The sequence below is a fragment of the Acinetobacter sp. WCHA55 genome (assembly GCF_002165305.2).
In the GTDB taxonomy this organism is placed as follows: Bacteria; Pseudomonadota; Gammaproteobacteria; order Pseudomonadales; family Moraxellaceae; genus Acinetobacter.
On sequence record NZ_CP032286.1, the window covers coordinates 1,143,880 to 1,159,357 of the forward strand.

The following is a 15,478-nucleotide window of genomic DNA, read 5'->3' on the forward strand; positions in this document are numbered from 1 at the left end:
TCTAACGCAAAGTTAGCACCCTGATGGGGACGTGGCGAAATTGGTAGACGCACTGGATTTAGGTTCCAGCGCCGCAAGGTGTGAGAGTTCGAGTCTCTCCGTCCCCACCATCAGTAATGAAGCAAGGTATTAAGCCTTGCTTTTTTATTGCCTAAAATTTAATAGATGATTCATATAAAAAAAGCCCCTTTAAGGGGCTAAATTTTGATTCATCACGCGAAGTAAGTGTGGAGCAATTTTAGGCTTTCAAATGGTCTTCGAATTCTTCACCGAGCTGCATGGCTAAGTTATTGCCCGCGAGGTCACAAGTCACAAGTCCATATTCTTTCTTAAAGCTAAAAGTAAAGCCACGGTTGTCTGCTAAGGTTTTGACTGAATAACCTAATTTCTCTAACCAAATACGGAAGGCGATGAGATTTTTTGCTTTCACTACTTTTTTCACGAGGATATTCCTTTTTCACTGATAAATTATTAATAGGGATATTTCACGCTTTTTTAAAGGGGGTTTTTTATATATTTTTATTTTTGTCTCTTTTTAAAGCAATTTAAACGAAGATGAAAGCGTGTAGAAAGCATAAGCGAGAGTATTTTATTGTTTAAAATAATTTTATCATGATGAAAAATAATAATATTTTGAGGTGAGTTTTAATACTTTAGAATTAAGTGCCTTCGTTGTGGAGAAATATTTTGTAGTAAATAGAAATGTAATGATTTTTTTCAGAGTCTGGGTGCTTTGAGGCAGTCTTACCATCTAGCCTCGCTCGTGATTATTCTATTCTGGCATCGTGTGGGTTTAACTGCATTGGTTGAAATTTGGAGAGCTTAAACGCTAAGTGTAGAAGCTCCAACTGATCGTTTTAATTACCTCAAGTAAGAGAACATGTGGCATGAATGGGAGACTGCATTATTTAGCAGCCTCTATAAAGGAAAGAGACCAATTAAAACTGATCCTTCAGATCACGCAACCGTTTAAACTCTTCAACATTTTCTGTACGTAAAAAAGGATTGGTTTCGAGTTCGATTTCAATACTGCTTGGAAGCGTACATTCACCCAAATAGCGCATGGTTTCCACACGGTCTAAACGTTCTTGAATGGCAATATTGTCTGGTTCAACATGGCTGGCAAACTTCGCGTTGGAAAGCGTGTATTCGTGCGTACAATAGACTTTGGTTTCGGCAGGCAAAGCCGCTAAACGGTTGAGCGAATGGTACATCTGCTCATGTGTGCCCTCAAACACTCGCCCACAGCCCATTGCAAACAGGGTGTCACCGCAAAATAAAGTCTGGATGGATTCGATAAAGTACACAATATGGCCCAGTGTGTGGCCAGGAACGGCTAAAACGTCAACCTGTAAATCATGAAATGAGAAATATTCATCATCCATTAATGCATGGGTGATGAAAGGAATTTTTGATAATTCCTCACGTGGTCCATACACAGGAATATTTCGACTTGCAATCAGGTCAGCGACACCACCAATATGGTCTTTATGCCAATGAGTCAGCCAAATTTGAGCAATACTTAGGCCATGTTCAGTGCAATAGTTTTCAACTAATCCTGCTTCAGTGGGGTCAACCACCACGACTTGCTTTGATGAGGTGTGTTCCAGCAGCCAAATATAGTTTTGGAGTTGGTTTTTGACATCAATGATATGAACTTGATAAGTCATTTTTCTTCTTCAAAGAGCTGCATATATTCATTCTAATGTAGCGGGTACAAGCCCTGAATTCCAGTCATGAATTATGTATAGCGCATAGAGGATAGGTGTCTATTGTTCTGGACTTTTCTCTTTTTTGTCATATTGTGCTGTTATCTTAGCCATAAAAAACCACGCTAAAAAGCGTGGTTTTTTATGTGTTCAATCTAATTTAGATTAGATTTTACCTACTAGGTCGATTGAAGGAGCAAGAGTTGCTTCGCCTTCTTTCCATTTAGCTGGGCAAACTTCACCTGGGTGAGCGTGAACGTATTGAGCTGCTTTAACTTTACGAAGTAATTCTTGAGCATCACGACCAATACCACCAGCGTTGATTTCAACGATTTGGATTTTACCTTCTGGATCGATTACGAAAGTACCACGGTCAGCAAGACCAGCGGCTTCGATTAGAACGTCGAAGTTTTTAGAAAGAGTCCAAGTTGGGTCGCCGATTAATGGGTATTGGATTTTACCAATAACTTCAGAAGTGTCGTGCCAAGCTTTGTGAGTGAAGTGAGTGTCAGTAGAAACACCGTAGATTTCCACGCCTAATTTTTGGAATTCAGCGTAGTTGTCAGCAAGGTCACCAAGTTCAGTTGGGCAAACGAAAGTGAAGTCAGCTGGGTAGAAGAATACTACAGACCATTTGCCTTTAAGATCTGCTTCAGTTACGTCAACAAATTGACCGTTGTGATATGCAGTAGCTGCAAATGGTTTTACTTCAGTATTAATCAAGCTCATCATTGTCTCCATGATTGGGGTTTGTATTTAATGTTGAATAGGGTATCGAAATTTTTGTTATTGCTGAAACAGTATTTTTACATTACAAGAATCGGAAAAACCGAATCTTACTCCAGGCTATTTCAGCGAATGTGATCATTCTGTTCATTTAGCATGATAAATATGATGACTAAATGACAAAATCATCTATTCCGCAACTCGTCTACAGACATGATGTCCCTAGGTTTAAAATTCAAGGGGATATTTGAAAAAAAGTTAAAATTAAAAAATTATGCTGTACTTTCGCTTCGCTGTATTACCACGTAAACTAAGCGATTGATGTTTTTGATGTAGGTGTTTTTTCTGTGCAGCGTCCTTTAAATATAGAGCAATTGGTGATGGTCAAAGACCGTCATCGTTTAAACCGACTCAAAAAAGGAAAAGATGCCAATGAAAAGCAATATCAAGCATTATTTGAACAGTCGCATTTAAAAGTTCTAGAGCGTATTGAACGCATTCCAAATATTAAACTGAACCAAGACCTGCCTGTTACGCAGTATGCAGATAAATTAATTGGTGCCATTCAAGAGCACCAAGTGATTATCGTTGCAGGGGAGACGGGTTCGGGTAAAACGACGCAGCTACCGCAAATTGCGATGTTGGCGGGTCGTGGTTTAACGGGTTTGATTGGTCATACACAGCCACGTCGTTTGGCTGCGCGTAGTGTTTCACAGCGTATTGCGGAAGAAGTTGGTGAAAAACTTGGCGAGTCGATTTCCTTTAAAGTTCGTTTTAATGAACAAGGATCGCAGGACTCCATTGTCCGTTTAATGACCGATGGTATTTTGCTGGCAGAGTTAGCCAATGACCGCTATCTCAATAAGTACGACACTATTATTATTGATGAAGCACATGAGCGTTCTCTCAATATCGACTTTATCATGGGGTATCTCAAACAGCTTTTGCCTCGCCGTAAAGATTTAAAAGTCATCATTACCTCCGCAACTTTAGATGTAAACCGTTTTAGTCAGTACTTTAACAATGCGCCTATTTTTGAAGTAGAAGGTCGTAGTTTTCCAGTCGAGCTACGTTACCGTCCTGTGTCTGAAATGAGCATTGGCGGTAGTGATGATGATGAGTTTGATGACTTTGAAGAAAACCTACCTCGTGCTGTCGTACAAGCTGTGGAGGAGTGTTTTCGGGATGCACAAGAAAAAGGCCATCCTGAACATGCAGATACTCTTATTTTTGCCAGTACCGAACAAGAGATTCGTGAGCTACAAGAAACTTTGCAAAAGCATGGGCCGCGGCATACAGAAATTTTACCTTTATATGCGCGTTTGGCCTTGGCTGAGCAACAAAAAATCTTTAATCCTTCGGGTGGCGGGCGACGCATTATTATCGCCACCAACGTTGCAGAAACAGCGTTGACTGTACCGAATATTCGTTATGTGATTGACAGTGGTTTTGCGCGTATTTCTCGCTATAACTATCGTTCACGTGTACAGCGTTTACCGATTGAAGCTGTTTCGCAAGCAGCGGCAAATCAGCGTAAAGGTCGTTGTGGACGTATTGCCCCAGGTGTATGTATTCGTTTGTATTCTGAGGAAGATTTTCAAAGTCGCCCAGAGTTTACCGAACCAGAAATTAAGCGAACGAACTTAGCTTCGGTTATTTTACAGATGCAAAGTTTAGGGCTGGGTGCGTTAGAAGATTTTGATTTCATTGAGCCGCCAGATCATCGTTTAGTTAACGATGGCCGTAAGTTGTTGGTTGAACTTGGGGCAATGACTGAGAAAGGTAAAGCCCCTGTTTTACAAAGAGAGGTTAGGGGAGATTTAACAGAATCGAGTCAGGCTAATGAAGAAAAATCAAATACAAATCTTCCTAAATCCTCCTTTAATAAAGGAGGACTTCTAAGTAGCGGATTAACCAAGATCGGTCAACAGATGGCCAAAATGCCAATTGACCCACGTTTGGCCCGTATGATTTTAGGCGGAGCACATTTTGGTGTGTTGAATGAAGTCTTGGTGATCGTTGCCGCTTTGGCCGTACAAGACCCTCGTGAACGCCCTGCGGATAAACAAATGCAGGCGGATCAGAAACATGCTTTGTTCCGTGAAGCTGACTCTGACTTTTTGTTTTATCTTAAACTTTGGGAAGCACTGGTTGCCAACCGAGACATGAGTGAAAACAAACGTCGTACTTTTGCGCGTAATCACTTTCTAAGCTGGTTGCGTTTACGTGAGTGGAAGAAAACTCATGAGCAATTGGTTGATTTGGCAAAGGGCTTAAAGCTGTCTTTTAATGAGAAAAAAGCCAATTATGAAAATTTACACCGTGCGCTTTTAACAGGTCTGCTGTCTTTTATTGCCAATAAAACCGATGAACGTAATGTGTTTATGGCGGTGCGTCAGCAAAAGGCCCGCATTTTTCCAGCATCTACCTTGCACAAAACCAATACGCCTTGGGTCATGGCTTTTGAGATGGTGGAAACCTCACAGGTCTATATTCGGACACTGGCAAAAATTGAACCTGAGTGGATTTTGCTTGCGGCAGGTGATTTGCTGAAGCACCACTATTTTGAGCCGCACTGGTCGAAAAAAGCCGGCGTGGTTAATGCCTATGACCAAATTTCACTATTTGGCTTAATTATTGAACCAAAACGTCAGATCAACTATGAAAAAGTCGATCATGTTGCAGCGCATGAAATTTTCCTTCGAGATGCACTGACGACAGGACACTTGGGCATTACGCCACCATTTTTAAAACACAACTTGCTTAAACTTGAAGAGGTAGAGCGGGTCGAAGATAAGCTACGTCGCCGTGATTTGGTGGTGGATGAAGAAACCATTTACCAGTTTTATGCGGCTAAAGTTCCTGAAGAGGTGGCAAGTCGTCGTAGTTTTGAAGACTGGCGCGCAACGGTTGAACCACAAAACCCACGCTATTTATTTATTGATGATGATTCGCTGTGGATGAATGACCGTCCAACCACACAGCAATTTCCCGATTTTTTACGTAATGGTGAACTGCGCTTTGCGGCCAGTTACCGTTTTGATCCAAGCCATGACGAAGATGGTGCAACGGTGAAAATCCCGTTGCAAGCCTTGCCACAGGTGGATGAAAACTTGTGGTCGTGGGGCATACCTGGCTGGCGTCAGGACTTAATGGAAGCCTTACTCAAAGCACTACCTAAAGATAAACGTCGTCACTTGGTGCCTATCCCTGATACGGCTGCAAAGTTAATGGCGAAAGTGGATGCCATGCATTTGCAACAACATATTTTTAGTTTCTTAGCCTTCCAGTTACGTGGAGAACAAATTACTGAAAAAGACTTTAGTTTTGAGCGGGTTGAACAGTATTTGTTGCCACTGATTAAAGTCATTGACGACAAAGGCCGTGTGATTGAACAAGGTCGTGATTTAGCTGAGTTAAAAGCGCGCTGCCGAACGGAAACCCATAGCCCAGTCAAACAACTCAAAGGAGAGTTCCAAACTTTCCCTGAAAGTTTTGTGTTTGAAGCGTCCCAAAAAGTGACGGGCGTGGTGGTGAAGCAGTATCAAGCTTTGGTTCCGACCAAGACATTTGCAGCATTGGAACAAAAGGATGAGTCTGGTGTCGTGATTCAGACTTTTAATGATCAAGCTGAAGCAACTAAACAGCACCGCGAGGGTGTACTTCGTTTGGTGCATATACAACTGGGAGATTTGGTCCGTCAGTTGAAAAAGCAAATTTCTAAACCGTTGGCATTGGCGTATTCACCTTTGGGTGATAAGGCACAACTAGAGCAAATGTTGGTTTATGCCACACTACAAATGTCAATTCATGAACTGCCGGTCAATGCACAAGAGTTTGAAAGCTTAGTTGCAAATGTCAAAAAAACTTTTCTGACTCATGGGCAAAAAGCACTGGCAGATGTGACAGAGATCTATATCCAATGGCAGGATATACGTCGAAAGTTGTTGGTTTTAGATGATGCGGTGTTTGGAAAAAATATTGATGATGTTGAAGATCAGCTAGATTTGATGTGCTTATCAAACTTTGTTTATGTGAAATCTTCCGATATTTGGCTTGAATTTCCTCGTTATTTGAAAGCATTGGTCTTGCGTTTGGAGCGCCTGCCCAATAACCTACAGAGGGATAATTCTGCCATTGATCAAGTTGACCCGTGGATGGAAAAATTATTTAAGTTTAAAAATGACACTCGCCTTAAAGAATTGTATTTCATGGTTGAGGAGTTTCGGATTTCTTTATTCTCTCAACCGATGAAGACAAAGATGCCCATTTCTCCGACTCGCTTGCAAAAAGTATGGGAAAAGCTTGGAATCAGTTAAGATATAGGTAATTTAAAGAAGGAGTTTTACATGGGCATCCGCATTACAGGTACGGGTCTTTATCATCCTGAAGACATCATTACCAATGAAGAGTTAGTTGAAAGTTTAAATGCTTATGTGGAACAGTATAACCTAGACAATGCGGACAAAATTACTTCGGGCGAATTGGAAGCCCGTCGTGGGTCAAGCGCAGAGTTCATTGAAAAAGCATCTGGTGTAAAACGTCGTTATGTGGTTGAGAAGACAGGGATCTTAGATCCGAAGCGTTTACGTCCATTGTTGCATGAGCGTTCAAATGATGAACTCTCGATTCAAGCCGAATGGGGCGTGATCGCAGCGAAACAAGCGATGGAAAATGCGGGCGTGACTGCAGAAGATATCGATGTCGTAATTTTATCGTGTTCTAATTTACAGCGTGCTTATCCTGCTGTGGCAATTGAAATCCAAACAGCACTTGGTATTCAAGGCTATGCATACGACATGAACGTGGCATGTTCGGCAGCAACTTTTGGCATTAAACAAGCCTATGATGCAATCAAAGCAGGCGGACGCCGTGTATTATTGGTAAATGTTGAAATCACCTCTGGTCATACCGACTACCGTTCACGGGACTGCCATTTTATCTTTGGTGATGTGGCAACAGCTTCAATCATTGAAGAAACCGACAGCAAAACGGGTTTTGAAATTGAAGACATTAACTTATTCACACAGTTTTCAAACAACATCCGCAATAACTTTGGTTTCCTAAACTTAAGTGAAGTGGATGCAGACATTGAAAACAATCGTTTCGCTCAAGACGGTCGTAAAGTGTTCAAAGAAGTTTGTCCGCTGGTTGCCAAAATGATTACATCGCAACTTGAGAAAAACAACATTGCACCGACCGATGTGAAGCGTTTCTGGTTACACCAAGCTAATGCCAGCATGAATGAACTGATTCTGAAATTGGTCGTAGGCAAAGAAAATGCTCAGCCTGATTTGGTACCGATCATTTTAGATGAATTTGCAAATACCTCTTCAGCAGGTGTCATCATTGCGTTGCATCGTACAGCAGACCAAGTCAATGACGGTGAATACGGTGTGTTGTGTTCATTTGGTGCAGGTTACTCTGTTGGTGCTGTACTTGTGAAAAAACACGTCGCATAAGACCATATGTTGCAGGTTGAGCATGATGCAAAATGGATTAAACGCCTGAGTGCTTTATCCAAAGTTTACTTCACACCGACATTTATCGGTGCTGAACAGTTAGATGCATCACAACCTGCAATGTACGTAGGAAATCATTCCTTATATGGTGTGCTCGATTCACCTATGTTGATTGATTATCTCTACAATGAGCATCAAGTGGCTGTGGTCAGTATTGCTGATCATAGCCATTTTTATTTGCCACTGTGGCGCAGTGTGGTGAAAAAATTTGGTGCAGTCGATGGTGTTCCAGCCTATGTGCGTGAAGCCATGCAACAAGGTTATTCTATTTTGGTTTTTCCTGGTGGCGGACGCGAAGTTTTAAAACGTGAGGGCGAACAGTATCAACTGATTTGGAAACAGCGTTACGGCTTTTTAAAGCTCGCTCAAGAATTTGGTTATGACATTGTGCCATTTTCTGCTTTGGGCGGAGATGAAGTCTTTGATATTGGTTTTGATGCTAATAAAGTCGTTCAGCACCAATATTTTCAAGAATTGCTACAAGTGCCGCAGTTAAATCGCTTGCTGCGTAAAGGGGATGTGGTACCATCTTTGCCGAAACATTTGATTCCGAAACGTTTACCTTTTTATTTTAAGTTTATGCCCAGACAAAGTTTGATGCATATTGAAAACCTAGAACAGTTACAGCAATTCCGAGACCAAATTGCAGCAGAAATTTATACTGGGCTTGCAGACTTAAGAGTATTGCGTCAACAGCAACATGGTGACCGTTTTGATTGAACATTTACATGAGTAAAACTTGCTTAGTCTTCCTGTAAATCTTTCAACAAATGTGCAATTCTTAAAGTATGGGTCTTATTCCCTTTGACTTCCATGACCTTATTTTCTACCCACCATAAATATTCAAAAATTTCAGTTTCGCTGGCTTGTTCACAAATAAATCGAAATAAACTGGGTAAGTATTCCTCATATTCATCTTGTAGTGCAGGATTGCGATAAATGCCTAGGGGATCCCAGTCTTTAATCAGTATTTTGTTAATCGCATGTAATAAAGAAACATGTCGATTTTCCTCGGTAAACATAATACACCCCGCTGTCCTTGGGTTAGTTTGACGTTCAAAAAAGAAGCTGTGAAGAAGATTATTTATCTATTGTTTTCATGTTTTAAAAGATTTTAGTGTGCTTTTCACATGAGTAAATAGCGTGCTCAGATAAATGGAAGCTAAAAAAAATGCCGAATAAAGTGGCAGTAAAGTTAGATCACAGATTTACTTCATAATATTATTCAGAATAATGGTCTCAAGATAGTGCGTAATGAGGTGTTAAGTAACATATAGTAATAATTTAAAAATCAAGTATTTGCTTGAATGACGCAATTTTCACTAATATTGACAACTCTATCACTCTCTAAATTTATATCATCCCATTTTTGCATTTGCTGTGTGAGCCAAACAAAATCCGAAACTTGAGGTTGTGTTTGTTCTGGAATAAAACCGCGAATAATGTTCTGAATCAGGTGATACTTTTCGACATGAACATTTGCCGAACACGCAAAGCGAATGATGTTGTAATCAACCAAGACTTGCCAAACTGGCTCAAGATCATGCATTTGTCTAAGTTCAACTTGTGCTTTTTGGATGGCTTGGACGAGGGCTGCAAGCGTATTGGGATTGGACATAGCCCATTCTTGGGTCACGGCTAGTACTTTGTCTGCAACACGAGGAATAATGTCTGAGCCAGTCGCAATGATTTGGCTATAGCCTTGAATTTCCGCTTGTGTGTTCCAAGGTTCTCCTACACAAAAACCATCGATCAATTGGTTTGAAATGGCTTCCACCATATAGGCTGGTGGTAAAGTACGAAGATGTACATATTTGGCAAATTCAGGATTGGCCAACGCCAGCCACTCACGTAAACAATAATGATGAATAGATTGCTTAAACACATGGGCAATCGGAAGATACTGTTCATGCTGCATGACGCTAAAAAATTTCTGTGCAGTGGTAGCTGCATCGTCAGTTTTTTTGATATCGAGTGCATAACATAGTTTTTGGCTTAAGCTGATAAATGCACTGTTATGGCTTAAGGCGAGAGGGGTTTGTAGCGGAATACCGAGTTGATCTTGAGCGAGTGCGGCAGCAGGCAACATGGCAGATAAACAATGCGCTGCGTCTAGAAAACCAAAAGCCAAGCGATCTCTTAAACTTGCCCAAGATGCTTCTTTGACTAAGTTCACGTCTAAGCCTACTTCTTCAAAAAAACCGCGCTGTTTAGCCCACAGTAAAGCAACACAGTCTAAAAGTGGAATATAGCCCAGATGAAGTTGTGACTTTTCGAGTTGAGCCATGACTTAGTCCTTGAGTTGAGATTGTAAAAGCTGTTGGGCATCTAACAGACGTCTTGCCATTTCACCGATGGTCATACGATGGCTCATGGCATTTTTACGCAGTAATTGAAAGGCATCATCTTCAGATAGCCCATGTAATTGCATTAGTAAGACTTTCGCACGCTCCACATCTTTACGATCGGCGAGTTTATTTTTGGTGTCCTGTAAGTCTGTGAGCAACTTTTTGTGTTTACGAAACTGCTCAATCGAGATTTCTAAAATATTTTCTAATTTTGATGGATCTATTCCATCCACAATATAGGCCGTTACCCCAGCATCTATGGCACTTTTAATGGTGTCTTTATGGCTATTTTTAGTAAATAAAACAGTGGGTAAGTTAAATTGACTTACACAACTTTCAATAATGTCACGTTGCGGATGGTCCATATCTAACAAAATGACGTCCGCACTTAATTGTTCAAGACGGCTAATATTGATGTGATCGATAATCAGACAGGCAACCACATCGAAATCATGTTCGATGAGGGAACTTCGAATATATTGTGCGCGTTCTTGATTGTCATCAATTAATGCAATTTTCAGTTTAGGCATACTGTACAGTGCTCAGGAAAACCTGAAAAAAGAGATCTAAAAGTGTGCAAGCAATTTAAATGCCAAACTTAACAAATGCCAGCTTTATCTCGGATTAGGCAGTCAATCTTTATGGTCGCGATTATAGACAAAGTATGTATCTTGGTTTGGAGTTCTAATGAGGACGTCTAGGAATATAGGTTTGGTAAATTGAAGTGTTGATGTTCTCCGCAGATTTTTATTTATAAGAGCGAATCTCTAGAGGTGTGCTTAGAACAAAGCAATGTCGCTTATTTGAGAATACAGATGCTCATCGATAATGCAAAATGCACCAAGAGGTGGCAGGGTTTTAAAAAGTCGGAAAAATTAATTGTTATGCTTTAAAAATAAAAAGAGCTGCTTATATCTTAATATGGGATTTTTTTTACAAAAAATAAATAAAAAACAATAAATTAAAATTAAATATTAAATGTTGGCACACTCATTGCTATACTCCTAATGAGTCAAAGACGACTCTAAATCAAATTTGTAAGACGGCCAACGACGTCCGTTCTGATCGCTTCTACATCCCAAGTGTTTGTGCTGTAGAAAAACTATACGCTCAGTTCAGTCTGGAGAAGGTTATGTCTTCAAATTTACATGCTAAGAAAGCAACAAAAATAAGTCTTTTCAGTTTTAACGGCGCAGCAATGAGAGCCTTCCACATGAGTTGGCTCGCCTTTTTTGTCTGCTTCTTTGCTTGGTTTGCTTGTGCGCCGTTGATGCCTGTGATTGCGGGTGAATTTCATTTAACCAAAGATCAAATTGCTAATATTAATATTGCTGCTGTAGCCATCACCATTTTAGTTCGTCTTATTGTCGGGCCGCTGTGTGATAAATACGGGCCACGTAAAACCTATACCGCACTTCTTGTACTCGGTAGCATTCCAGTCTTTGGGGTAGCGTCTGCAAATAGCTATGAATCCTTCTTGTTCTTCCGTCTATTGATTGGTGCGATTGGGGCAAGCTTTGTCATCACTCAGTATCACACTAGCATTATGTTTGCGCCAAACGTTGTCGGGACTGCAAACGCAGCGACAGCGGGTTGGGGCAATGCAGGCGGTGGTGCAACACAAGTGCTTATGCCATTGATGCTCGGTGCCTTGGTAATGTTTGGTGTAGAGCAAGCAATGGGCTGGAGAATTGCACTGATCGTTCCAGGTGTCCTGATGCTGATCGTGGGTTTAATGTATTGGAAATTTACCCAAGATTGTCCACAAGGCAACTTTAAAGAACTTCGTGCAGAGGGTGTGAGTGTCGGTTCCGATAAGAAAGGTGGTGTAGCGATTCTGATGCATGCTGCGAAAAACTACCGTGTTTGGATTCTATTTGGTGCCTATGCTGCGTGTTTCGGGATTGAAATCTTTATTCACAACATTGTCGCGATGTACTACGTCGACCATTTTAGCTTTGGTTTAAAAGAAGCAGGGATGGCAGCCGGTATTTTTGGTTTACTGGCACTCTTTGCTCGCGCTCTAGGTGGCATTGTGTCAGACAAAGTCGCAACCAAAAAAGGGCTTGATGGTCGTACCAAAGTGTTGTTTGGCATGATTCTGCTAGAAGGTATCTTCCTCGTCCTATTCTCTCAAATGAATACTCCAATCTTTGCGATTCTCGCAATGACAGTCTTCGCATTGTTCACACACATGGCATGTGGTGCAACTTATGCTTTGGTACCTTTTATTGATCGTGATGCCTTAGGCGGTGTGGCAGGCATTATTGGCGCAGGGGGTAACGTGGGGGCAGTGGCAGCAGGTTTCCTACTCAAAGGTATGTTGGATATTCAAACTACACTCATGATTTTAGGCGGCTTGGTGGTCATCGCTGCAAGTTTTGTTCTCATGATTCGCTTCTCTGTTGAGCATAAAGAAAAGGAACAGCGCTTATTTGAACAAGCGGTACATGATCGTAGCATTGCTGAAGCGCAAAACTAAATAAAGAGATTAAACCCAAGCCTCAAGGCTCAGGCAGAACAAATGAAATATTGCGGAGAAAGAATATGAAAATCATCATGATTGGTCATGGCATGGTTGGCCACAAGTTTATCGAATCAGTACTTGAACATGTGGGTGATGATGTTGAAATTACCATCTTGGCCGAAGAACCGCGCTTGGCTTATGACCGCGTACATTTGACTGAATATTTCAGTGGTAAATCAGCAAAGGATTTAACCCTTTGCCGTGCAGATTTTGCTGATGCTTATGGCATAGATTTACGTTTAAACACCAAAGCGGTTGCAGTTGATCAAAGCCATAAAACGGTGACGACGAATCATGGTGATGTTCTTAGTTTTGACAAGCTAATCTTGGCAACAGGTTCATATGCTTTTGTTCCGCCTATTTCGGGTAATGACCGTGAAAACTGCTTTGTCTACCGAACTATTGAAGACTTAGATGCGATTCGTGCTGCGAGTCTCAATGCGAAATCAGGTGTGGTAATTGGTGGCGGTTTACTGGGCCTAGAAGCCGCTAAGGCACTACGGGATCTGAACTTAGAAACACACGTGGTTGAGTTTGCACCACGTCTCATGGCGGTTCAAATTGATGACTTGGGTGGAAAGGTTCTACGTGCAAAAATTGAAAACTTAGGCGTAAAAGTCCATACTCAAAAAGCGACTTCATCAATTGAGGAGGGTGCAACGACGAAGCATGTGATGAAATTTGGTGATGGTTCTGAGCTTGAAACAGACATTATTTTGTTCTCGGCGGGTATTCGCCCACGTGATGAGTTGGCGCGTCAAAGTGGTTTAGCGCTTGGAGAGCGTGGTGGGATCATGATTAATGATTATTGCCAAACGTCAAATCCAGATATTTATGCTATTGGTGAATGTGCACTGTGGCAAAACAAAATTTATGGTCTGGTGGCACCAGGCTATGATATGGCACGTATTGCAGCAAAACACATCACCGAACAAGCTTGTGCTGAATTTGCGGGCGCAGACATGAGCACCAAGTTGAAACTGATGGGCGTTGATGTTGCTTCCGTCGGTGATGCACATGCGATGACACCGAATGCACTCAGTTATTTCTATGCCGATGAAGATACACAAGTCTATAAAAAAATCGTGGTAAATGCCGAAAAGACCAAGTTACTTGGCGCAGTTTTAGTGGGCTGTGCAAAAGAGTACAACGACTTACTACAAATGATGCTGAATGGTTTAGCGCTTCCAGAAAATCCTGAAAGCTTAATCATGCCGGGTTACGCACAATCCTCTAGTAAATCTGGCGGTAGTGGAGTCGATTTACTGCCAGATAGTGCAACCATTTGCTCATGTAATAACGTATCTAAAGCCGATATTTGCAGTGCAATCGCCGAGGGCTCAACGTCTCTAGGTGCCCTAAAAAAATGTACTAAAGCAGCTACAGCATGTGGTGGGTGTGCGCCACTGGTCACTCAAGTGCTGAAGTCTGAATTACAACGCCAAGGCGTGACAGTGAATAACCATATTTGTGAGCACTTTGCTTACTCACGTCAAGAGTTGTATCACTTGGTACGGGTCAATGAAATCAAAACTTTTGATGACCTGATCCAACAACATGGTCATGGTTTGGGCTGCGATATCTGTAAGCCAACTGCAGCCAATATTTTAGCGTCGTGTTGGAATGACTTTGTTTTAAAACCAAGTCATGCAGGTCTACAAGACAGTAATGATTACTACCTAGGCAATATTCAAAAAGATGGTTCTTATTCTGTAGTTCCACGCATGGCAGGCGGTGAAGTGACGCCTGACGGCTTAATTGCTGTGGGGCAAATTGCTAAAGAATATGGTTTATACACCAAACTGACAGGTGGGCAACGTGTCGATATGTTTGGCGCGCAAATTCACCAACTTCCTGAAATTTGGGAAAAGCTCATCGCTGCGGGCTTTGAGTCAGGTCATGCCTATGGGAAATCGCTGCGTACAGTGAAGTCTTGCGTTGGTAGTACATGGTGTCGTTACGGTGTGGATGACTCGGTTGGTTTAGCCATTTTCCTAGAGAACCGCTACAAAGGCTTACGTTCACCGCACAAATTAAAAATGGCTGTTTCAGGCTGTACCCGTGAATGTGCCGAAGCGCAAAGTAAAGATGTCGGGGTAATTGCCACTGAAAAAGGCTGGAACCTGTATGTTTGCGGTAACGGGGGGATGAAACCCCGCCATGCCGAGTTATTGGCTTCGGATCTCGATACTCAAACACTAATTAAATACATTGACCGATTCTTTATGTTCTATGTGCAAACCGCAGACCGTTTACAACGAACTTCGGTGTGGCGCGATAACATGGAAGGTGGTTTGGACTACCTTAAAGATGTGGTTGTGCATGATTCTTTAGGTCTAGCTGCTGAACTCGAACGTCGTATGAGCCATGTGGTGGGGACTTATCAAGATGAATGGCGTACAGCTGTTGAAGACCCAGAAGTACGTAAACGCTTCGTGACTTTCATCAATGCCAAAGCTGAGCAACAACAAGATCCGCATATTCAGTTTGCAGAAGTTCGTGGACAGATTCGTCCTAAAACTGAGGCTGAACGAGATCGTAGCCGTATTCCAGTGGTTGAAGCTTAACAAATTAGGGTATTCAAACTTCTTTTTTCAGAACTCTCTCAAAAGCAAAGATAGGGGAGCAAATGAATGAAAAAGTTTA

11 protein-coding genes and 1 tRNA gene are annotated in these 15,478 nt (G+C 41.7%); 6 read left to right on the forward strand and 6 right to left on the reverse strand.

All coding sequences use genetic code 11. The features are described from left to right. The first annotated feature begins 25 nt into the window (after positions 1 to 25). Positions 26 to 110, forward strand: a tRNA-Leu gene (locus CDG62_RS08350). Positions 111 to 238: 128 nt separating this feature from the next. Here CDG62_RS08350 and CDG62_RS08355 read toward each other — a convergent pair. From CDG62_RS08355 to ahpC, 3 genes are all read right to left on the reverse strand, one after another. Further along, positions 239 to 442 carry a hypothetical protein gene (locus tag CDG62_RS08355; RefSeq protein WP_004696295.1) on the reverse strand — a complete coding sequence of 68 codons (204 nt, stop codon included), beginning with the start codon at positions 440 to 442 and terminating at the stop codon, positions 239 to 241. Between the two features lie 496 nt (positions 443 to 938). Further along, entirely contained in the window at positions 939 to 1,670 is a 732-nt protein-coding gene (gene gloB / locus CDG62_RS08360) for a hydroxyacylglutathione hydrolase (protein ID WP_087526498.1), read from the reverse strand. 204 nt (positions 1,671 to 1,874) lie between these two features. After that, complete coding sequence (gene ahpC, locus CDG62_RS08365) at positions 1,875 to 2,438, reverse strand: alkyl hydroperoxide reductase subunit C (protein WP_004982189.1); 564 nt, start codon at positions 2,436 to 2,438, stop codon at positions 1,875 to 1,877. Between the two features lie 344 nt (positions 2,439 to 2,782). On the opposite strand from ahpC, the gene CDG62_RS08370 reads away from it, so the two are divergent. From CDG62_RS08370 to CDG62_RS08380, 3 genes are read left to right on the forward strand one after another with little or no spacing between them, the layout of a single operon-like run. Continuing rightward, positions 2,783 to 6,754, forward strand: a complete 3,972-nt coding sequence (locus CDG62_RS08370; RefSeq protein WP_087526497.1) for a DUF3418 domain-containing protein — start codon at positions 2,783 to 2,785, stop codon at positions 6,752 to 6,754. 30 nt (positions 6,755 to 6,784) lie between these two features. Then, on the forward strand, positions 6,785 to 7,897 hold the full coding sequence (locus CDG62_RS08375; RefSeq protein ID WP_087526496.1) for a beta-ketoacyl-ACP synthase III: 1,113 nt from the start codon (positions 6,785 to 6,787) through the stop codon (positions 7,895 to 7,897). Positions 7,898 to 7,903: 6 nt separating this feature from the next. Continuing rightward, positions 7,904 to 8,677: a 1-acyl-sn-glycerol-3-phosphate acyltransferase gene (locus CDG62_RS08380; RefSeq protein WP_087526495.1), complete on the forward strand. Its 774-nt coding sequence runs from the start codon at positions 7,904 to 7,906 to the stop codon at positions 8,675 to 8,677. 23 nt (positions 8,678 to 8,700) lie between these two features. On the opposite strand, the gene CDG62_RS08385 is transcribed toward CDG62_RS08380, so the two are convergent. The 3 genes from CDG62_RS08385 to CDG62_RS08395 form a co-directional block, all read right to left on the reverse strand. Further along, a complete protein-coding gene (locus CDG62_RS08385) occupies positions 8,701 to 8,979 on the reverse strand; it encodes a hypothetical protein (protein WP_087526494.1) in 279 nt (92 codons plus the stop codon). Between the two features lie 269 nt (positions 8,980 to 9,248). Beyond that, on the reverse strand, positions 9,249 to 10,244 hold the full coding sequence (locus tag CDG62_RS08390; protein WP_087526493.1) for an ABC transporter substrate-binding protein: 996 nt from the start codon (positions 10,242 to 10,244) through the stop codon (positions 9,249 to 9,251). Between the two features lie 3 nt (positions 10,245 to 10,247). Next, entirely contained in the window at positions 10,248 to 10,835 is a 588-nt protein-coding gene (locus tag CDG62_RS08395; protein WP_004696311.1) for an ANTAR domain-containing response regulator, read from the reverse strand. A 602-nt stretch (positions 10,836 to 11,437) separates the two neighbouring features. On the opposite strand from CDG62_RS08395, the gene CDG62_RS08400 reads away from it, so the two are divergent. Both CDG62_RS08400 and nirB read left to right on the forward strand, forming a co-directional pair. Beyond that, positions 11,438 to 12,787 carry an MFS transporter gene (locus CDG62_RS08400; protein WP_029575062.1) on the forward strand — a complete coding sequence of 450 codons (1,350 nt, stop codon included), beginning with the start codon at positions 11,438 to 11,440 and terminating at the stop codon, positions 12,785 to 12,787. 65 nt (positions 12,788 to 12,852) lie between these two features. Then, positions 12,853 to 15,399 (forward strand): nitrite reductase large subunit NirB, encoded by a 2,547-nt coding sequence (gene nirB / locus CDG62_RS08405; protein ID WP_087526492.1) that lies wholly within the window; start codon positions 12,853 to 12,855, stop codon positions 15,397 to 15,399. Positions 15,400 to 15,478 lie beyond the last annotated feature (79 nt).